Source organism: Endothiovibrio diazotrophicus (genome assembly GCF_054657215.1).
Genome location: NZ_BAAHXB010000012.1, coordinates 50,430 through 69,957 on the forward strand (window position 1 = coordinate 50,430; position 19,528 = coordinate 69,957).

Genomic DNA, 19,528 nt, shown 5'->3' on the forward strand with positions numbered 1-19,528 from the left:
GTTGGAAGGGGGCTTCCTCGACGCGAGGGCGCGTTTGAGGAGGGCCTGCTTTTCCGGGGAAAGGGAGGCCAGCCGATCCGCGATCGAACTCATGATGGCGGGATGCGGTTGTCAGCTCAAAGGTGGCAGCACCCATTCACCATTGGTCGAGAAGAACTGTTGGTTCATCGAATCCCCGAGCCGCGCGATGTGGTTGCCGAAATCGGTCACCGGATCGTTGCCACCCTCGGGGTGAGGGAAGTCGCTGCTGTAGCAGTAGCACTCGGCCATGCCGTAGCGGTCGATGTAGTCCGCGATGTTTTCGACGCGATACGGCGTGACGCGGACGTTGCGCCGAATGTACTCGGAGGGCTTCATGGTCAGCACGCCGTCGAAGCGGCGCTTGAAGATCTGTGCCGTATGGTCGAGGTGCAGGGCCATCGGCGCCAGCCAGTGGGCGCCGAGCTCGATCGCGGCAAAGCGCAACCGCGGGAAACGCTCGAACACACCGCCCAGGACCAGAACGGTGAGGAAGTTCTGCGGGGCCAGCGACATCGCGGCGAACAGGTAGGTGCCGATCTGCTCGCCCTCGGCGGCGTAGTCGATGGAGTCGAACTTGAGGTGATCGACGCCGTCGTCCCAGCCGCGGCTGGCGAGGAAGCCGTCCTCGCCGCCGGCGTGCAGCGTCACCGTGGCGTTGGCCTCCTCGATGCGCGCCCACAGCGGATCCAGTTCGCGGCTCGCCGGCGACCGGTCGCCGGGGGCGATGCTGCTGGGAACGACGAAGGCGCGTCCTCCCGCCTTGATCACCCGTTCGGCCTCGTCGATGGCGGTCTGGACGTCGAAGGTGTTGAGGATCGCGACCCCGCGCAGTCGATCGGGGTTGGTGCTGCTGAAATCGAGGATGAAGTCGTTCCAGTGGCGCATGGTATCGAGCGCGAGATCGCCCTGGGCCATCGCCGTCGCCTGAACCCCGGGATCGGAGAAGACCAGCGATCGGCTGACCCCCATGTAGTCGAGCGTGCGCAAGCGCCCATCCGCGCTCAGCGCGCCGGGGGCGGTCGAACCCTTGTAGGTCCAGACGGTTTCGTCATTCCATTCGTTGATCTCGTCCCCCGTCCATCGCGCCAGCCGCTCCGCCTTGTCGGCGGGCAGACTCTCCATCAACTCGTTGAACATCTTCTCGTAGTGGCGTCCGATCTCGCCCGCAACCAGTTCATAGCTGCGCGGCGAGGGCTGGATGTGGGTGTCGAGGTCGAGCTTGGGAGTGGTGGGGGTGGAGTTTGAGTTCATGGCCTGTCCTTGGACGATATTATGAATGGTGTTTGAATGTGGGTCAGGGAATGCGTGGCTACTCTGGCTGGTGCACGATAAAATCGCAGGAAAACCCGCCGCGGGAGAAAATAAAATATCCGCCCGCGACCAGATTGCTGTCTGTGCCATCCAGTTCCGCCGGGTTGGGGGGGATGACGATGGTCAACTGTGAGGGGCCGTTTTCAATCGCCTTCACGTCGGTGACACCGGGCGGGATGGGCAGTCCCGCTTCGCGAATGACGGCAACCGGATCGTCCATCAATCGCTGTTTGAAGTCCGGATCCTCCCAGCAGCGCTTGATCAGGGCTTTGTAGGGCTTGGTCGAGTTGGGTTCGGGGGCAGACATGGGAAGCCTCTTCTTTATTAGTGTTCGGACGCGGAGAGTGCTTGGCGGAGGCTGAGCGGACGCATATCGGTCCAAACCTCCTCGATATGGGATAGACACTCGGATTTGTTACCCCGGAATCCCGACTCCTGCCAGCCCTGCGGGACGGGCTTGAAGGTGGGCCAGATGGAGTGTTGTTGTTCCTGGTTGACCACAACCAGATACTCCGTAGTGTCTTGATCCATCAGAGACTCCTTGTGCAATGGATTTCGAACGGGGAGATTTATAACCTATCGAGAAGTTCTGATCAATCCTAAAAATCTGCTAAGAAATTTTCTTATCTTCACGAAGTCTTCTCACTATTCTTTTCGGTGCTGCCCAATTACACTTTATGTGAATATCTACACAAGGTGTTTAATGAGGGTCGCCAAAATATGTTGGTAAAAAACATGTGACGATTTGATGAATTGATGAGGTCTGCCAAGCCGTCAGGTGGAGTCGTTCATATTCCCGTGCATGGATTTTCGTGCCATGTCTTGGGGGGGGGGGCGCGTGGCACTGTCTGATTGTTGATGTTTTTTTTACTGGCTGTCGCTTGTCGTAGTTGATAGGAGGGTCGCTCTTTCACAATATATGCGGTCCCGTCAAGGGGGGTGGTCCCGAGAAAATAGTGGATGAAAATCGAAATTTTTCCGTATTCGGACAGATCAGGCGTGGCGGGAGCGTTATATTAAAATCGTCATGGACGGAATGGATTTTGAATATGGAATCGGTTCGATCATGTGATGTGATCCGACTTTTATACAGCGCACATGGAGGAGATAGAGTAAGCCAAAAATCGTTGTTGTCGCGGTGGGGGCGGCAGGGGCTTTTACTGGTTCATCGACGTCACACCCGACATGGTGCCGAAGCCATAGCCGTTTGCCGTCGACTTCTCCGACCGCCGGACTCCGCGGAGTGGGATGTGTTCAGGTCCCGGGGGAGCCCCTGCATGATTCCGCCCGCCCGCGGCCGATTCATCCTAAGTCCTAGGGGTGGCTTCCATACCCGCGTAGAACTCCCCGGGCTTGAAGGGGCGCGGGGCGTTCGTGGATTGGAAGTCCGGAGTGATCGAGGGGATCATGAAGGCGCGTTCTCCATCTCCGTTGTGTGTCGAGGCACCGCGTTTCTTCCTTCTTGTCGCACGGAAGAGTGTCGGATTTGATGCGGATTGGCGGGGATCGCGTGGAATGGGTGCCATTCCGAGAAAATCATCCCGCCGCCAGCGCACTTCCCTCAGTTTTTTATAAAAATTTTATTCCAGGTGTTTTTTGCCGTTCGATGGGTGCGGGTGGGGTTGGCGCATTGCCGGTAACTCCCCGTCAGACGGCGCTGTGGCGCCTTTTTTCGCTGGCGGAGGGCGCCCACGGCGGCCTGCCTCCGGTGGTGGGCGAAGAAGCAAAAACGGTGAAAGCGGCAACCAACATCAAATTTTTATGATATGCTTCTGAACTTACCATTTCCCAAGCGCCAGCCGGCGCTTCGGCGTGGTGAAGCATTTCCGGCTGGATGCGTGGACGGTCGGTTCCGTTCTCCGGGCCGTCGCCAACGATCTCTACCGCGATCACTGCCCTGCCTGTGATACGGCTCGTCCCGGACGAGGCCGGGGCGCGGTGATGGCCGCACGTCCGTGACGGTGGCGCTCCGGGAGGTTGCGACTCGTCACTGGACGCTGTCGACGGTGGCCGGTTCTTGTCGATTCCGTTCAATTACGGCCCTGGTTCCCGTCGGTGTGGAGCGGCCGCAAACTGCGCGCCGCACCGCTCTGCGGGTGAACCGATGCGGTCGGCCGCGCGGCGGAAAGGCGGGATGATGCTTCATCTCCGGGGTGGGGCGGCTGCCGTGGGGGGAGATGATGGGCGGGCGCGCCGGCCGACGGTCGGGTGCGTTGTGGTTGAACACTTCGATGATGCGTGAGGTTTCGATGCAGTCTCTACCCTTAAGCGGCCCTTGGGCATGGCTTTTCCCATTCATGCGCTGGCTTCCCTCGGTGGGTGGCCGCGATCTGCGTGGTGACTTCGTTGCCGGACTCACCGGAGCCGTGGTGGTCCTTCCCCAGGGTGTGGCGTTCGCCACCATCGCCGGCATGCCGCCGCAGTACGGTCTCTACGCCGGAATGATTCCGGCGGTGATCGCCGCCATGTTCGGCTCTTCACGGCACCTGGTCTCCGGTCCGACCACCGCCGCCTCCGTGGTGCTCTTCTCCGCCCTGTCGGTCTACGCCGAGCCGGGCAGCGTCGACTACGTGGCGCTCGCCCTCACCCTCACCTTCATGGTCGGCATCATCGAGCTGATCCTCGGCTTGGCGCGCATGGGGGCGCTGGTCAACTTCATCTCCCACTCGGTGGTGGTCGGCTTCACCGCCGGCGCGGCGATTCTCATCGCCGCCAAGCAGTTGAAGTACTTCTTCGGCGTGGAGTTGCCCCGCGGCGGTCATCTGCACGATATCCTCATGGAGTTCTCCCAGCGGCTGGGTGAGATCAATCCCTACGTCACCGTGGTGGCGTTCGCAACGCTCTTCTGCGGCATCGCGGTCAAGCGCTGGATGCCGAAGATGCCCTACATGATCATCGCCATGGTGGCGGGCAGTCTGCTCTCGGTGGCCCTCAATGCGGTGTTCGGCGAGTCGGTGACCGGAATCGCCACGGTCGGTGCCTTGCCCGCCAGCCTGCCGCCGCTCTCCGCGCCGAGCCTGACCCTGGAGAACATCCGCGACCTGGCCCCCTCGGCCCTGGCGGTCACCCTCTTCGCGTTGACCGAGGCAGTCTCCATCGGCCGCGCGCTGGCCTCGCGCAGCGGCGACTACCGCATCGACGGCAATCAGGAGTTCATCGGCCAGGGACTCTCCAACATCGCCGGCGCCTTCTTCTCCGGTTACGTCGCCACCGGCTCGTTCAACCGCAGCGGCCTCAACTTCCAGGCCGGGGCGAAGACCCCGCTGGCGGCGGTGTTCGCCGGTCTGCTGCTGATGATCATCGTGTTGCTGGTGGCCCCGCTGGCCGCCTATCTGCCGAAGGCGGCGATGGCGGGCATCCTCTTTCTGGTGGCGTGGGGGCTGATCGATTTCAAGGAGATGCGCCACGTCTTGAAGGCCTCGAAGCGCGACAGTTCGGTGCTGGTGGTGACCTTCCTCGGCGCGGTCTTCCTGGAGCTGGAGTTCGCCATCTTCGCCGGCGTGATCCTCTCCCTGGTGCTCTACCTGGAGCGGGTGTCCCGTCCGCGCATCGTTTCCCGCGCCCCCGATCCGCGCCTCGACAAGCACGCCTTCTCCTCGGATCCGAGCCTGCCCCAGTGCCCGCAGCTGAAGCTGCTGCGCATCGACGGCTCGCTGTTCTTCGGTTCGGCCAACCATGTGCAGGACACCTTCGACCGCATCCGCAACGAATCACCGGAGCAGAAACACCTGGCGATCATCGCCCAGGGCATCCACTTCGTGGACCTGCAGGGCGGCGAGGCGCTGGTGGAGGAGGCGCACAAGCGCCGCGCAATGGGCGGCGACTTGTATCTGATCAACGTCAAGGAGGGGTTGTGGGATGCCATGGATCGTTGCGGCTGTCTTGACGAGGCCGGCATGAAGAACGTCTTCCAGTCGAAGACCGCCGCCATTCGCGGTATCTACCACAAGCTCGACCACTCGATCTGCGAGAAGTGTGAAGTGCGCATCTTCCACGAGTGCAAGCAGCAGTTGGGTGGGGCGAAGAAGGGGTAGCCCCCGCGCTTGGTGGGTGGGGTGCGTGCTGAATAGGCGCGTCCCCGAAAACGAACGGCGGCCTTCGGGTCGCCGTTTTTCGAATTCGCCTGCCATTGGTCCCGATACTCGGCGATTTGGCGAGGCGTGCGACCGGCCGCAGTGCGATTGAAATCGAGGATGGCGTGGTCTTGGGTTTTTTTTTGGCGCCTTGACGGCGCCGGTGTGGGCTAGGATGCTCGGTTGTAACCCGATTCACCGCCGATCCGATCCGAACGGGAGATCGCAATCGGCAAGGCCATCGCCGCCCCGACTCTTCTGCCTTCGTTCTGATCGCCCCTCGCCCCCTCCTGTAGGAGCGGCCCCCAGGCCGCGATGGCCGAGCGGGACATAGGCGTTTGGCGTGAGCAGGATGCCGAAGGCGGGGCCCCGTTCCGCCTACCTCCGCAAGCCTCGTCACGGCGCGGCACTCCGCCCGATCGCGGCCTAAGGGGCCGCTCCTACATCAACCGCCCTCGGCGCTCCACGTCGTGCAACAAGCAGAGGAAGGTAGGCGCCCCGTAGGTCGTCGCTACCGCGGCGACGCGAACGGAGGCACCCTTGCCCGATTCTCCGCCGAACCGATCCGAACGGGAGGTTGCAATCGGCAAGGCCATCGCCGCCCCGCCCCCGCTGCCTTCGTTCGCGTCGCCGCGGTAGCGGCAACCTACGGGCGGGTCTCGACGGGCGGCAGGGTGCCGTCATCACGGCCGATGTCGAGGGGCAGTTCGAGGGCGGCGGTGGCACAGCGCAGGGTGAGGAGATAGCCGGGCGGAATCGGTCCCTCCAGCTCCCGATCCTCCAGGGCGTCGTGGAGCAGGGTAAGCACCGCCGCCACCCGCCCCATGGTCTCCACCGGATCGTCCGGGTCCACCAGCGGATTGATCCCGCCGACGGAGAGTTGGCTGACGGTGCGCACGGTATTCTCTTCGGTTCGCATCGATCGGTACCTGAATTGATGGCACGGAAGAATCGGTGAATGCACAGCCGATCCACAGAATATTCTCCATTTGTGGGGGAAGTGCTCTTAATTAAGAGATTGCGCAAGCGCGTTGTGTGACATTCGAACGCCAACCGTCCAATCAACGATTCGCGCAATGACCAACGAAACCATGACCGAGAACGAGTGGAAAAAGGAGGCGACCAACCTCCTCAAGGCGGAGTTGGCGCGCTCCGGCGCCGATTACCACGAGCTGATCAGACGCCTCCATGAGATCGGTGTGGAAGAGACCTACAAATCGGTCTCCAGCAAGATCAACCGAGGCACCTTTCCCTTCGTCTTCTTCCTCCAGTGCATGAAGGCCCTCGGCGTGGATACGGTGCGCCTCGCACGGTAACGCGGGCCACCGCCGCCATAGGGCGCCCCGCGGGCGCCGTGCCAAACGAAACCGCCTCCCGCCCGGAGACGCCCGGCGCCCACGGGGCGCCCTATAGACGTCTTCGCACCAGCCCGACGCCTCGCTCCTCGACCTCTCCGGCCTGACCATCGAGCCGACCGAGCGGCTCGGCCGCAAGGTGGACGTGGTCAGCGACGACGGCCTCAATCGTTTCCTCCGCGACCGTATCCTGGCGGAGGCGCAGCCGCCGTGACCAGAAGGTAGGGTGTGCCGAGGGACGAGGCGCACCACTTCGGGAAGCGGTGCGCCTCCTATCGTCGGCACACCCTACCCAACCGGCTCTGATCTGGCTAAAAATTTCGAGAGTCCCTTCAAAGGCTTGGTCGGCGCAGCCCACACTCTTCGAGCGACGTGCAAAACACTCGGTTACCAACGATCTCCCAGCCTTTCCGCGTGCAAGGCCCTTCTCTCGTAAATTCTCCGAACACCTCTTCAGTCTCCCTCCCTACAAAGGATTCCTCGGCGTCTCTACGAGTCCGTTGTCCGCCACACCAACGCCGAAGACCTCTGCACTTACCGCTATCTCATAGCAACACTTCGGCTCCAGGGAGGTCATGTTGTCCTGCGTATTCTGACCATTTCGTAGCAAGTAGCCTGGATGGAGCGTAGCGGAATCCGGGACGTGTGGGGCAGCCTTCGGGAATCCCTGGATTCCGCTATGCTCCATCCAGGCTACTTGCTGCGAGGAACGAGCAGCGCAGCTTTTTGACGTCCGCGTTTATGCGTTTGTTAGCTTTTCTCGTGTCAAACAATTACTATAATCGCCTGAAATTTCGATAGGTATTGAGCGCGTTTTGAAGGTATTCTACTGGGTTGTCAATGTTGCACGTTTTTCCATAATAATCATTGCGATCTGAATTCTTATCGCAGTACTCCTTTATTCGCATCATTGATCTCTCTACCTGAGGACTATTAAGTGCTTCTTGCAGTGAGGAATCTTGTTTTGTAAGTCCGCTATACATTGCGCGTCCGATTAGCACCAGGTCAGACTGAATCCCTAAACTTCGATTGTTTTGATAATGTTGCTTCGCCGACTCTTCTAGCATAGCCTCTACATCGATCTCTTTGGCAGGCTTGTTGATACCAAGCACAGCTTTCCAAAAATAGTACTCCGGACTTTCGCCAACATATCTTAATATTCCATCAAGAATACCTTGCATTTCCTCAAAGTTTCCTAGTTCGTACTGGTTTAACAAATGATTCATTCGTGCATCAAGTGACTTTTCTTGCAATGAAATAGATATTTTGTATAGCTTGGAAGATGCTTCGTAGTTCCTAAGCCTTCTCTCTGAAAGAGCTGCAAGATTGGCGGCATTGGCTAGTGCAGGGCATTTTTCTCTAACCGATATGAATCCATCTCTAGCTGATTCAAAGTTACCAGAAGAAAAATCTTTCGTTGCTTTGAACAGTAGTTCTTTAGATTCCTTGTTCATGTATGTGAGTTTACCGAAACTTTCTGGGAGATAGGCTCCAATATAAAGGTGGGTAGTTTCGTTAATCATCGCAGCAAGCAGATAACCAAGAGCACTCTTCTTTTCGGACGAGTCAGAAGTTAATACATCTATATCATCGAAATCCTTTTCAAACTTTCGAATTGGTGAAACATTCACAAAGAAAGCATTTGCGCATGCAATTGTGACACCTCCAGATCCTATCGTTTCTCGAACGAACGTCTTGTATTTTTCCGGTGCAGAGAAAGACCTAAGCAGCTTCTTATCATCAACAATGTAACCTCGCTTTGGCAAATTCAAGAAATTTCCTGTTGCTTCAGGATTGATCAGAGGCACTATGATGTTCGTGTTATCCCACCCCTCTGAAAATAGCTCCAAACTACCCATGGCAGCTTTTTTGTATTCAGCAACTTGCTCTTCATTTAAAGGAACCACATAATCATTGTCTATGATATATTTTTCAAACTCAAATACTGAAAATTTATTATTTATTTCCTCATTCCCGTCGGAACCCAACAAAGCAGCTAACGCAAAGCCAATCATGATTAGTAAGGCAAAAACTTTTCTCATTTTCTTAGCGTTTCAGTCAAGGTTTGCCAGAAAAAACCATTCTGGAAAGCAATTAGGCTTGCAACAAATCCATCAGGATGCGCGGCCAACATCGAAAACGTTGGATTGATTATGATTGGACTTATTAGTAAAGGCGGTGCAACTATCTTCCACAATGGCCTCTCCTTTTTATTTGCATAGTCTAAAATTGCTTTAGAGAAAACGCCTAGTATCGTGAAGAGAGTTATAATGATTGCTGGATAATTCTTTTCAACAAAACCTTCCAAGTGTGGTTTGAATTCTTCAGGCAAAGAAAAATGCCCTCCTTCCAAGCTTATGTCACTATCGATAGACTGATCTGGTGCGCTGTCGAAAAAATAAGAATGCATTACCATAGATATAGCTATTGACAATGCCACGAAAAAGACAACCCCTAGAAACGCAAAAGTGTTATTTTTTATGGCACCCATTAGAAATCATTTCTCCTATGGTTGTTGAAAGCTAACTATTGATCGGCAGCCCATCTGCCATTCATCACCGCGCGGATCGGCCTCGGGCAAAAAATCCCTGTTTGCATTCACAAAGATGCCCGACCTTCCGTTGCGGTGCTCCGTGGGACATTGCGACGATTCCGTCGTCTATCCCGAAGGGCGGACTTATGCGTCGTTTATCTACCCGCGCCATCTCGTGACGCTACGCTCCTGAGCAAGAAGACCAAAGGGTTATACGAGAGGCGCGTCGAAAGTTCAAGGCGGGGATCGGCGCCCTCGAAAACCCCGTCGCCGATTCACTGCACCGTCACCGCCACCGCATGCTCCCGCCGGTCGTCGACCAGCGCGATCGTCGCGCCGGGCTGTCCGACGCCGTCGACCGTCACCCGGACCACGCCGCCCCGTCCCTCGCCGGCGGCCGGCGTCTGGGTGATGGCGATGTGGTAGACCGTCTCGCGGTAGCGGTAGTGGATGGTCAGCCCCGGCCAGTGGGCGGGCAGGCAGGGGGCGAGGTGCAGGCGGTCGGCCTCCAGCCGTAACCCGAGCAGGGATTCCAGCACCAGCCGGTACATCCAGCCGGCTGAGCCGGTGTACCAGCTCCAGCCGCCGCGGCCGGCGTGGGGTGCCGTCGCGTAGACGTCGGCGGCCATCACGTAGGGCTCCACCCGGTAGGTGGCGATCGCCTCGCGGGTGGTGGCGTGGTTGACCGGGTTGATCAGGCCGGTCAGCTCCCAGGCGCGCGCGCTGTCCCCCTGCGCGGCGAAGGCCATCGCCGCCCAGATCGCGCCGTGGGTGTACTGGCCGCCGTTTTCGCGCACCCCCGGCAGGTAGCCCTTGATGTAGCCGGGGTCCAGCGCGGAGCGGTCGAAGGGGGGATCGAGCAGCCGCACGAGGCCGTCGTCGTGGCGCACCAGCCGCTGCTCCAGCGCCTCCATCGCGCGGTGCGCCCGGGTGTCGTCGGCCACCCCGGAGAGTACCGCCCAGCTCTGCGCGATGGAGTCGATTTGGCACTCGGGGCTCTCCGCCGAGCCGAGCGGGGTGCCGTCGTCGAACCAGGCGCGGCGGTACCAGGCGCCGTCCCAGCCGTGGCGCTCGAGGTTCTCGCCCAGGCGCCGCCGTTCGTCGGCGCACTGCGCGGCGAACGCCGGGTCGCCGTGGCGCTCGGCCAGCGCGCCGAAGTGGCGCAGCACCTCGCAGAGGAAGAAGCCGAGCCAGACGCTCTCTCCCTTGCCTTCGATGCCGACCCGGTTCATGCCGTCGTTCCAGTCGCCGCCGCCGATCAGCGGCAGGCCGTGGGGGCCGCGGGTGAGTCCGTGGCGGATCGCCGCCACGCAGTGGTGGTAGAGGCTCTCGACCCGCGCGGAGCGGCCGGGGAGGTCGTAGTAGGCGTCCTCTCCGGGGTTGAGCGGGCGCCCCTCCAGGTAGGGGACCGGCTCCTCCAGCACGCCGGTGTCGCCGCTGCCCTCGACGTAGCGGCAGGTGGCGAGGGCCAGCCACAGGTAGTCGTCGGAGCAGCGGGTGCGCACCCCGCGGCCGGCCGGCGGGTGCCACCAGTGCTGCACGTCGCCCTCGGCGAACTGGCGGCCGGCGCACAGCAGCAGTTGGGCGCGCAGCAGGCCCGGCTCGGCGTGGAGCAGCGCCATCGCGTCCTGCAACTGGTCGCGGAAGCCGAAGGCGCCGCCCGACTGGTAGTAGCCGCTGCGCGCCCACAGCCGGCTGGCCAGGGTCTGGTAGAGCAGCCAGCCGTTGGCCAGCACGTCGAGCGACGGCTCGGGGGTCGCCACCTGGACCGCGCCGAGGGTGTGGTTCCAGTAGTGCCAGACCGCCTCCAGCGCCCGCCGCGCGGCATCGGGGCCGCGGAAGCGCTGCACCAGGCGGGCGGCCTCCTCGCCGCCCGGCGCGCCGCCGCCGACGCCGCCGAGGCCGAGGCGGAAGGTGATCTCGCGCTGCTCGCCGGCGGCCAGCGCGAAGCCCACCTGGATCGCCGCGCAGGGGTCGAGGCCGCTGCCCACCCGGCCGGAGAGGTGGCTGCGCGCGAGCGCCGCCGGGTTCCCGAGGTCGCCGTTGCGGCCGATGAATTCGGCGCGGTCGCAGGTCACCGTGCGCTCGCTCTCGTCGACGTCGAAGAAGGCGACCCGGCCGGGGAATTCGCCGTGGTAGGGGTTGCGCGCGTAGAGCGCGCCGTCGGCCGGATCGATCTCGGTGACGACGTGCATCGCCGACTTCGGCCGCAGGTCGCCGAGCACCCACTCGACGTAGCCGGTGGCGGAGAGCCGGCGCGGCCGGCCGGAGTCGTTGCGCAGCTTGAGCACCGAGAACTTGACCGCCGCGTCGCGGGCGACGTAGACCCACAGCTCCGAGCGGATGCCGCCCTCGGTGTGCTCGAAGACGCTGTAGCCGAAGCCGTGGCGGCTGACGTAGGGGGTGGCGCCGCGCCGCGGCAGCGGGGTCGGCGACCAGAGCTGGCCGCTCTCCTCGTCGCGCAGGTAGAGGGCCTCGCCGCCCGCATCGGTCACCGGGTCGTTGTGCCACGGGGTGAGGCGGAACTCGTGGGCGTTCTCGCCCCAGGTGTAGGCCTGGCCGCTCTCCGAGAGGACGCTGCCGAAGTGGGGGTTGGCGAGCACGTTGACCCACGGCGCGGGGGTCACCTCGCCGGCGCCGGTGGTGATGACGTACTCGCGCCCGTCGGGGGTGAAGCCGCCGAGGCCGTTGGCCAGGATCAGCTCCCGCCGCGGCGTTTCGAAGGCCGCGGGCGGCTCCTCCGGGTGGGGCCGCACGGGCACCAGCGGGGGCACCCGCGGCGGTGCCGGGTCGAGGCGGTCGAGCTGTTCGGCGAGGCTCCCCCGGCGGTCGCCGAGGATCACCCGGGCGACGCTCTGGAAGAGGATGCGGTCCTCCTCCGGGACCTGCTCCAGGGGGCGCACGAAGATGCCGCCGGGGCGCTCCGCCGCGCCCTCGTCGTGGCCCACCGCGACCAGGGCGAGGATCCGCTCCTGCAGCGCCTGGCGGTAGCCGGCGCGGTCCTCGTTCCAGATCACCAGGTCCACCGCCAGCCCCTTCAGCTGCCAGTAGGCGTGGGCCTGGACCAGTTGGCGCACCAGCTCGATGTTGGCCGCATCGCCGATGCGCAGCAGCACGATCGGCAGGTCGCCGGAGATGGCGTAGCCCCACAGGCCGGACTGGCCGCGCCGGTTGCGCGCGAGCAGCGCGGGATCGGCGCGCCTCGATGGGTGGGCGTAGAGGATCGCCCCGGCCAGCCGGGCGTAGAGCTGCGCCTCGGCCTGGTCGGCGTCGATCTGGCGCAGCACCACCTGGGCGTGGGTCCAGGCGAGGTCGAACACACGGTCGGCGAGGCCGCGGTCCTGGTACTTCTCGACCAGTCCGAGGGCCGCCGCGCGGTCCTCGCCGACGCCGTAGACCAGGTCGACGGTGACCGACTGGCCGGCGGCGAGGGTGATCCGGCTGCGGATCGCCATCACCGGGTCGAGCACCGCGCCGTGACTGCCGGAGAGCGCCCCGGCGGCTGCCAACGCCTGCGGCGCGGCGCTGCTGCGGCCGCGGCCGATGAAGCGCTCGCGGTCGCTCTCGTAGGAGGTCTCGCCGGCCGCCGCGTCGCGCACCGCCAGCAGGTGGAACAGCGCCGGTGTCGGCTCGTCGCGCGAGCGCGGCCGGCGGGTGCAGAGGATGGCGCGGCGCGGCGCGAGGATCTCGCTCTGCACGAAGAGGTTGCTGAAGGCCGGGTGCAGCGCGTCGGCGGCGGCGGGGGCCAGCACCACCTCGGCGTAGCTGGTGATCTCGATCGTCCGCGGCGCGTCGCCGCGGTGGGTGATGCGCAGCCGGCGCAGTTCGATGTCGTCCTCCGGCGAGACGACGATGTCGGTGTGCAGCTCGAAATCCCCGTCGCGGCGGCGGAACTCCGCCCGCCCCTCGGAGAAGATCGCCTGGTAGCGCTCGCCGCGCCGCCGCGTCGGCTGGTGGGCGGTGGACCACACCGCGCCGCTCTCCACGTCGCGCAGGTAGCAGAAGGTGCCCCACGGGTCGCGGGTGGTGTCCTCCCGCCAGCGGGTCACCGCCAGCTCGCGCCAGCGGCTGTAGCCGCCGCCGGCGTGGGTGAGCATGACGTGGTAGCGGCCGTTGGAGAGCAGCTGCACCTCCGGCTGCGCGGTGTCGGGGTCGTCGAGCACGCGGATCGGCGGCTGCGCGGTGGCGGTGGCGGTCGGCGCGGCGGCCGGCTCGAAGCCGTGGAGGTCGAGCGCCGAGGCCTGCGGGATGCGCTCCTGGAGCAGCAGCAGGGTGGCCTGGAAGCGCGGCTCGGCGACGAAGCGGCGCTGCATCGGGCGGTCGAGCAGGCGGTGGGCGAGGGCGAGCAGGCTCATCCCCTGGTGGTGGGCCATGTAGGCGCGCACCACCACGTGGGTCTCTTCGCGGCGCTGGCGCGCCGGGGTGTAGTCGATCGCCTCGAAGAAACCGTAGCGCCCCGCCGCGCCGGCGGTGGCCAGCCGTTGCAGGTTGCGGCAGGCGGCCTGCGGCGCCACCATCAGCGCCAGCGCCGAGGCGTAGGGGGCCACCACCCGGTCCTCGGCGAGCCCCCGCTTCATCCCCAGGCCGGGCACGCCGAAGGCGCGGTACTGGTAGTTGAGCTGGGCGTCCACCGCGTTGTAGCCCGATTCGGAGACGCCCCACGGCACGCCGCTGCGCCGGCCGTGGTCGATCTGCCCCGCCACCGCGGCGCGGGCGGTCTGGTCGAGCAGGGTGTGGCGGTACGCCGGCATCACCAGCTGCGGCATCAGGTACTCGAACATCGAGCCGCTCCAGGAGAGCAGCACCGGCTCGCCGCCGGCGCGGGTGAGGCGCCGGCCGAGGGCGAACCAGCCCTCCTGGGGCAGCTGACCCTGGGCGATGGCGACGAAGACCCCGAGGCGCGCCTCGGAGGCGAGCAGGTCGTAGCTGCCGGCGTCGCGCCGCTGCTCGTCGACGTTGTAGCCGATGCTCAGCAGGTGCGAGGCGCGGTCGTAGAGGAAGCCGTACTCCATCTCGGCGAAGCCGCCGGCCTGCGCGGCCAGTCGGCGGAGGGTCGCCAGACGCGCCCGGGCGCGCTCGCCGCCGAGACCGACGAGGCGCTGCCGCTCGGCCAGCCACGCCGCCCGCGCGGACGCCGCCGGGCCCGTCGACGGGTTGGGAACCGGCGGCGGCGCGTCGAACTCCGCCAGGGCGCGCAGGGTCGGAAGCGCCGCCAGGCCGGGGGGGCCGGGGAGCCGCTCGGGCCCTTCGGGCGCCGCCGGCAGCACGGCCCACGGGGCGAGGAAGAGCAGCTCGTCGCGCAGCGCCCGGCACTGGCCGAGCAGCGCCTGCGCCCACCAGTGGGCCTCTCCGCCGGGGTCGTCGCCCGTCTCCCCGTTCCGCTCGTCGTCCACCCCGGCGACGACCGCCTGCGCGGCCTCGATCAGTTCTTCCAGGTGCTGCAGCGCCTCCGCCGGGGTGGCCGCCGGCGGATCGCCCGCCGCCTCCAGCCGCCGCCGGAAGCGCCGCCGCGCGGCCGGCGCGGCGCTCTCCGCCGCCTCGCTCAGCACCGCCAGGGTATCGCCCAGCCCCTGCCGCCAGCGCGGCGCCAGGATCGGCTGCTCGGCCAGCGCCAGCAGCCCCGGCCGCAGGGTCAGCAGGTGGCCGGCCAGGTTGCCGCTGTCCACCGTCGAGACGTAGGCCGGGGGCAGCGGCCGCAGGGTGCGGGTGTCGTACCAGTTGAGGAAGTGGCCGCGGTGGCGCGTGAGCCCCGCCATCGTCTCCAGGGTGCCGGCGGTGCGTTCGAGCAGCGGCCCGGTTGGGAGGTAGCCGAAGTCGTGGGCGGAGAGGTTGGCGAGCAGCGCCAGCCCGATGTTGGTGGGCGAGGTGCGGTGGGCCACCCGGGCGTCGCGGTACTCCTGGAAGTTGTCCGGCGGCAGCCAGTGCTCGCGCGGGCCGACGAAGGTCTCGAAGAAGGCCCAGGTGCGGCGCGCGACCCGGCCGAGGAAGCGCCGTTCGGCGGCGCTCAGCGCGGGCTCGCGGCGCGCCGGCGGCCGGCTGCTCCACCAGGCGAGCAGCGGGGAGGTGAGCCACAGCAGCAGGATCGGGCCCGCCACCGGCAGTGCGGCCGGCTGGAGCAGCGCCAGGGCGGCGGCGGTGGCGAGCGCCAGGGCGGGGCCGACCGCCAGGGTGCGCCAGGCGGCGGCGAGCCCGCCCTGGCCGGGCCGCTCCCGCTCGCCGGAGGGGCGCCACTCGAGCAGCCGCCGCCGGCTGACCAGCAGCCGCCAGAGGGTGCGCAGCAGCGCGTCCAGGCTGTAGAGCGCCTCGTGGGGCAGCAGCGCCAGGGTGAAGCCGGCCTGCGCCAGGCGCTGGCCGAGGGCGGCGGCGACGGCGCCGAGGTGGCGGCCCGGCCGGCTGTCGTCGGGCCGGCGGAGCAGCGCCGGCAGCGCCGCCAGCAGCGGCGGCAGCAGCAGCACGCCGAGCAGCGCCGCGGTCCAGCCGGCGGCCGACGCGGCGCGCAGCCAGCCGAACAGCAGCAGCGCGATCAGCGCCGCCGGCACCAGGCTGCGGCGCAGGTTATCGAGCAGCTTCCAGCGCGACAGCGCGGAGAGCGGATTGCCGTGCCAGCGCCGGTCGGCGCCGGGCACCCACGGCAGCAGCCAGGGGGCGAGCTGCCAGTCGCCGCGGATCCAGCGGTGGCGGCGCTCGGCGTCGGCGGCGTAGCGCGCCGGGAACTCCTCGTAGAGCTGCACGTCGCTGACCAGCCCGGCGCGGGCGTGGCACCCCTCCAGCAGGTCGTGGCTGAGGATCCGGTTCTCGGCGAAGCGCCCGCCCAGCGACTGCTCGAAGGCGGCGACGTCGTAGATCCCCTTGCCGATGAACGACCCCTCCCGGAAGAGGTCCTGATAGAGGTCGGAGACCGCGCGGGTGTAGGGGTCGATGCCCGGCTCACCGCCGTGCAGTCGGGCATAGCGCGACTGCCCCTCCCCCGGCAGGCTCGCGCTCACCCGCGGCTGGAGGATGCCGTAGCCGGCGCTCACCCGGCCCAGCGCCGGGTCGTAGAGCGGGCGGTGCAACGGGTGCGCCATGGCGCCGACCAGTTGGTGGGCGGCACCCCGCGGCAACTGGGTGTCGCTGTCGAGGGTGATCACGTAGCGCGTCCCGGCGAGCGCCGCGGTGCGCCCGACCACCCGCGAGAAGCCGTCGCGGCAACCGTCGAGGAGCAGCGCGTTGAGCTCCCCCAGCTTGCCGCGCTTGCGCTCGTAGCCCATCCAGAGACGGTCGTGGGGGTTCCAGCGGCGGGGCCGGTGGAGCAGGAAGAAGCGGTCGTCGCCGCCCTCGGCGTAGCGCGCGTTGAGCGCCTCGATGCGCGCCTGTGCCAGGGTCAGCAGCGGCCCGTCCCGCGGCGTCTGTTCCGTGGCGGCGTCGGTGAAGTCGGTGAGCAGCGCGAAGTGCAGATGGTCGTCGCGGTTGGCCAGGAAGCGCACCTCCAGCGCCTCGGCCAGGCGGATGACGGCGTGCCGGTCGCTGAGCAGGGAGGGGATCGCCACCAGGGTGCGCGAGGCGGCCGGGATGCCGCTGGAGAAGTCCATCCGCGGCAGCGGGTGGGGGGTGGCCAGCAGGCCGGCCAGTCCGTTCACCAGCGCCACCGCCAGTTGCCCGGCGGCGAGCAGCGCGGGCAGGGCGAGCAGCGCCAACAGCGCCGTGGCGACACCGTCCGCCCGCGCCGCGGCGAGCAGGCCGGCGGCCGGCGGCAGGGCGAGCAGCGCGATCGCCCCCAGGTAGAGCACCAGCGGCCGGCGGCCGGCGCCGCGGCGCAGCGCGGCGAGCGGTCCGAGGCGCACCCCGGCGGCCCGCTCCAGCGCGATTCGGCCGCGGTCGATCAGGTAGTAGCCGACGTGGGCCGCGCGGTCGTCGCTGCCGAGGCGCGCGGCCGCCGCCCGCGCCAGCCCTACGGCCTGTTCCGCCACCGCCTCCTCGGCGAGCCCGGCGGCCCTGGCCAGCGCCTCGACGACGTGGCGGTAGCGGTCGCGGCTGGCGAAGTCCATCGCCGGGTAGGCCGCCGCCGGATCGCCGTGCAGGGTCCGCTCGACCCCGCTCATCGCCTCGACGCACTCGCGCCAGTCCATCGTCCCGAGCAGACGCAGGCTGCCGATGCTGTTGCCGACCGAGACCTGGTCGGCCGCCTGCTGGCGGTTTCCGGCGTGCACCAGCCGCTCGATGCTCAGCCCCGACTCGGCCAACTGCTGCTCGATCCAGGTCAGCGGCAGGGCCAGCGCCGGCCCCTGCCCTTGCAGGCGGCGCGCCAGCTCGGAGACGAACGGCGTGGTCATCGGCGGATTCGAGCGCGCCATGTCGGCGATCACCACGATCAGGCTCTTCGGGTCGCGGCGGGCGACCGCCATCAGCCGCTCCGCCCAGGTGACGGCGAGGTCCCGCTCGGCGCGGCCGGCGGCGACGCCCACCGCCACCCGGCGCAGGTTTTCGAGCAGCGCCAGGCGCAGCATGATCGGGATCGCCCACAGCTCGCCGAGGCGCAGCGGGGCGCCCTGCTGATAGGCCGCGACGAAGCGGCCGAGGCTCTCCGCCTCGACCCGCCCGTCGCCGTGGGCGATCGCCGCCAGGGCGAGGTCGTAGACCCGCGGCAGCCCGGCGGAGGGCCCCTCGGCGAGGCACGGCAACTGCCGGCTGTAGCCCGGCGGCAGGTGGCGCCGGGCGGTGCGCACCTGCTCGTCGAGCAGCGGCGCGTTGTCGAGCAGCCACTCGCCGGCGGGGGTGATGCGATGGCCCGCGGCGACCGCCGCGCTCAGCCGGTCGCGGGTCGCGTCGAGCACCCCCGCGTTGGCCGCCAGCCGCGACAGCAGCCGCTCCGGCGCCGGTCCCGGCAGCAGCCGGTGGAGCGCGGCCAGGTGCGCGCCGTGCTGCTCCATCTGCTCGATGCCGAACAGCTCGGCGCGCAGCGGCGGCGGCTCGTCCGGCGCACCCGCCGCGCCGCGAACGTTTCTGCGGAGGCGCACCCGGTGCCACAGGCGGAGCAGCTCCGCCCTCATGGGGAGGTGTGGCCGCGGCGCGGCGCGGCGGGCGTGGAAGGGGATTGGTCGGGGGCGGTGATGGTGGACTCTCCGAGGTGTGGGGCGGGCAGCCCTAGGCTATCCACAACGGAAAGCGCCATCCGTGCGCTACCGCACAGATGGCGTCCAATCTTCACTTCCCGCCGTGTCGAATCTCTTCACCATCGGTTCGGCGGAGACCGAATCAAAGGACGTGGCGCAGCACCACGGCGTATTGCGTCGCGCTTCCGGCGACCACGAACAGGTGCCAGATGGCGTGCCCGTGGGGAATGCGGCGGTCGAGCGCATAGAAGACGACGCCGATCGTGTAGAACAGTCCGCCGATCGCGAGCCAGGCGAACCCGCGCGTGCCCAACGCGATCAGGAGCGGATCCAGCGCCGCCAGGGCGGCCCACCCCATCACGACGTAGACCACCACCGGGAGGATGCGCGGTCCGCTGTGCGGTCGCAGCTCCTGCAAACTGCCCAGCACCGCGAGCCCCCACACCATTCCCAGCAGCGTCCAGCCCGGGGTGCCGCGCAAGGTCACCACGCAGAACGGGGTGTAGCTGCCGGCGATGAGCAGATAGATGCCGAGGTGGTCCAGCTTGCGCAGCGTCTCCTTGGGACTCCCGCTCGCGGCGTGGTAGAGGGTGGATACGCCGTACAGGAACACCAGTGTCGAGCCGTAGACCGAGACGCTCGCCACCTTCCACGGATCGCCGTCCCGCACCGCCACCACCACCAGCACGATGCTCCCGGCGAGTGCCAGCACGGCCCCGAGGAGATGGGTCAAGGTGTTGAGTCTCTCTGCACGGCTCATCATGGTTCAGACCGCGGGTCCCGCGAGGTACCAGACAGCGACGCCGGTCAGCGACAGAAAGAGCACCAATCCCCCCCAGATCCACGCTTGGGCCTTTCCCGCTCTTCGCGCCGTCATCAAGATCACATAGAGGTCCACGACCAGGATGACGAAGCCGCCGACGCCGCTGAGGTCCATGGCGTTCTCCCCTCCGGAACGGGTCGGCAGATCGTCCTCCCGCGATGCGCGTTGGATCGCTCCTCCGACCCGCAAACATACGCCGCCCCCGCGCTACCGTCTGTCTGCTGGCGCACATTGCCGCCCCGGGGAGCGCGACCCGAGCGCTCTGCTATGCTGAGACCATCCGACCCCGCCCCCCCGCCACGACCATCCGAAGAACGGCC

Annotated in this window: 12 protein-coding genes; 3 read left to right on the forward strand and 9 right to left on the reverse strand. The window is 66.3% G+C overall.

Going from position 1 to position 19,528, the window contains the following annotated elements; all coding sequences use genetic code 11:
- Positions 1-111: 111 nt before the first annotated feature.
- Genes ACYQ2W_RS05350 through ACYQ2W_RS05360 form a run of 3 tightly spaced genes read right to left on the reverse strand, consistent with a single transcriptional unit; the run spans position 112 to position 1,863 of the window.
- Positions 112-1,272 carry an amidohydrolase family protein gene (locus ACYQ2W_RS05350; RefSeq protein WP_459863980.1) on the reverse strand — a complete coding sequence of 387 codons (1,161 nt, stop codon included), beginning with the start codon at positions 1,270-1,272 and terminating at the stop codon, positions 112-114.
- 58 nt (positions 1,273-1,330) lie between these two features.
- On the reverse strand, positions 1,331-1,639 hold the full coding sequence (locus ACYQ2W_RS05355) for an NHLP leader peptide family RiPP precursor (RefSeq protein ID WP_459863982.1): 309 nt from the start codon (positions 1,637-1,639) through the stop codon (positions 1,331-1,333).
- A 17-nt stretch (positions 1,640-1,656) separates the two neighbouring features.
- Positions 1,657-1,863 carry an MbtH family protein gene (locus tag ACYQ2W_RS05360; protein WP_459863984.1) on the reverse strand — a complete coding sequence of 69 codons (207 nt, stop codon included), beginning with the start codon at positions 1,861-1,863 and terminating at the stop codon, positions 1,657-1,659.
- Between the two features lie 946 nt (positions 1,864-2,809).
- On the opposite strand from ACYQ2W_RS05360, the gene ACYQ2W_RS05365 reads away from it, so the two are divergent.
- Positions 2,810-3,097 carry a hypothetical protein gene (locus ACYQ2W_RS05365; protein WP_459863986.1) on the forward strand — a complete coding sequence of 96 codons (288 nt, stop codon included), beginning with the start codon at positions 2,810-2,812 and terminating at the stop codon, positions 3,095-3,097.
- 484 nt (positions 3,098-3,581) lie between these two features.
- On the forward strand, positions 3,582-5,366 hold the full coding sequence (locus ACYQ2W_RS05370) for a SulP family inorganic anion transporter (RefSeq protein WP_459863988.1): 1,785 nt from the start codon (positions 3,582-3,584) through the stop codon (positions 5,364-5,366).
- 685 nt (positions 5,367-6,051) lie between these two features.
- On the opposite strand, the gene ACYQ2W_RS05375 is transcribed toward ACYQ2W_RS05370, so the two are convergent.
- Positions 6,052-6,324: a hypothetical protein gene (locus ACYQ2W_RS05375; protein ID WP_459863990.1), complete on the reverse strand. Its 273-nt coding sequence runs from the start codon at positions 6,322-6,324 to the stop codon at positions 6,052-6,054.
- A 157-nt stretch (positions 6,325-6,481) separates the two neighbouring features.
- Here ACYQ2W_RS05375 and ACYQ2W_RS05380 point away from each other — a divergent pair, with 157 nt between their 5' ends.
- A complete protein-coding gene (locus tag ACYQ2W_RS05380) occupies positions 6,482-6,721 on the forward strand; it encodes a DUF6471 domain-containing protein (protein WP_459863992.1) in 240 nt (79 codons plus the stop codon).
- Positions 6,722-7,536: 815 nt separating this feature from the next.
- Here ACYQ2W_RS05380 and ACYQ2W_RS05385 read toward each other — a convergent pair.
- From ACYQ2W_RS05385 to ACYQ2W_RS05405, 5 genes are all read right to left on the reverse strand, one after another.
- Positions 7,537-8,802 (reverse strand): hypothetical protein, encoded by a 1,266-nt coding sequence (locus ACYQ2W_RS05385; protein WP_459863994.1) that lies wholly within the window; start codon positions 8,800-8,802, stop codon positions 7,537-7,539.
- On the reverse strand, positions 8,799-9,251 hold the full coding sequence (locus tag ACYQ2W_RS05390) for a hypothetical protein (RefSeq protein WP_459863996.1): 453 nt from the start codon (positions 9,249-9,251) through the stop codon (positions 8,799-8,801). Before ACYQ2W_RS05390 ends, ACYQ2W_RS05385 begins: the two co-directional genes overlap by 4 nt.
- 317 nt (positions 9,252-9,568) lie before the next feature.
- Positions 9,569-18,322, reverse strand: coding sequence for a glycoside hydrolase family 94 protein (locus tag ACYQ2W_RS05395; RefSeq protein ID WP_459863998.1), 8,754 nt, complete (start codon positions 18,320-18,322; stop codon positions 9,569-9,571).
- Positions 18,323-18,527: 205 nt separating this feature from the next.
- Entirely contained in the window at positions 18,528-19,148 is a 621-nt protein-coding gene (gene trhA, locus ACYQ2W_RS05400) for a PAQR family membrane homeostasis protein TrhA (protein WP_459864000.1), read from the reverse strand.
- Positions 19,149-19,151: 3 nt separating this feature from the next.
- Positions 19,152-19,322, reverse strand: coding sequence for a hypothetical protein (locus ACYQ2W_RS05405; RefSeq protein WP_459864002.1), 171 nt, complete (start codon positions 19,320-19,322; stop codon positions 19,152-19,154).
- Between the last annotated feature and the right edge of the window lie 206 nt (positions 19,323-19,528).

Coding starts and splice junctions, on each gene's coding strand:
- ACYQ2W_RS05350 (WP_459863980.1), bottom strand. CDS start 1,272: ATGAACTCAAACTCCACCCCCACCACTCCCAAGCTCGACCTCGACACC.
- ACYQ2W_RS05355 (WP_459863982.1), bottom strand. CDS start 1,639: ATGTCTGCCCCCGAACCCAACTCGACCAAGCCCTACAAAGCCCTGATC.
- ACYQ2W_RS05360 (WP_459863984.1), bottom strand. CDS start 1,863: ATGGATCAAGACACTACGGAGTATCTGGTTGTGGTCAACCAGGAACAA.
- ACYQ2W_RS05370 (WP_459863988.1), top strand. CDS start 3,582: ATGCAGTCTCTACCCTTAAGCGGCCCTTGGGCATGGCTTTTCCCATTC.
- ACYQ2W_RS05375 (WP_459863990.1), bottom strand. CDS start 6,324: ATGCGAACCGAAGAGAATACCGTGCGCACCGTCAGCCAACTCTCCGTC.
- ACYQ2W_RS05380 (WP_459863992.1), top strand. CDS start 6,482: ATGACCAACGAAACCATGACCGAGAACGAGTGGAAAAAGGAGGCGACC.
- ACYQ2W_RS05385 (WP_459863994.1), bottom strand. CDS start 8,802: ATGAGAAAAGTTTTTGCCTTACTAATCATGATTGGCTTTGCGTTAGCT.
- ACYQ2W_RS05390 (WP_459863996.1), bottom strand. CDS start 9,251: ATGGGTGCCATAAAAAATAACACTTTTGCGTTTCTAGGGGTTGTCTTT.
- ACYQ2W_RS05395 (WP_459863998.1), bottom strand. CDS start 18,322: ATGAGGGCGGAGCTGCTCCGCCTGTGGCACCGGGTGCGCCTCCGCAGA.
- trhA (WP_459864000.1), bottom strand. CDS start 19,148: ATGATGAGCCGTGCAGAGAGACTCAACACCTTGACCCATCTCCTCGGG.
- ACYQ2W_RS05405 (WP_459864002.1), bottom strand. CDS start 19,322: ATGGACCTCAGCGGCGTCGGCGGCTTCGTCATCCTGGTCGTGGACCTC.